Source organism: Cellulomonas bogoriensis 69B4 = DSM 16987 (genome assembly GCF_000767165.1).
Lineage (GTDB): Bacteria > Actinomycetota > Actinomycetes > Actinomycetales > Cellulomonadaceae > Actinotalea > Actinotalea bogoriensis.
Genome location: NZ_AXCZ01000520.1, coordinates 1 through 239 on the forward strand (window position 1 = coordinate 1; position 239 = coordinate 239).

Below are 239 nucleotides of genomic sequence, written 5' to 3' on the forward strand. Positions count from 1 at the left end.
CACCGGTCGGCGGGGTGGGGTCGGCCGTCGGCTCCGTCGCGCGGTCCGGCGGGCTGCCCGGTGCGGGATCACCCGAACCGGGCGGGGCCTCCTGGGGGTCTGCGGGTGGCACGGACGTGGGATCGGTCGGGTCGGGCTCGTCGGTGGGTGTCTCGGCCTCCGTGCCGCCCCCGCCGCCCGGGTCCCCGGGATCGGCGGCAGCAGGACCAGGCTCACCACCGGCGGTCACGTCCTGGGCC

General features: G+C 79.5%; 1 pseudogene. It reads right to left on the reverse strand.

From position 1 onward, the window contains the following. Positions 1–229: pseudogene (locus tag N869_RS18695) on the reverse strand (hypothetical protein); the annotation flags it as partial. Between the last annotated feature and the right edge of the window lie 10 nt (positions 230–239).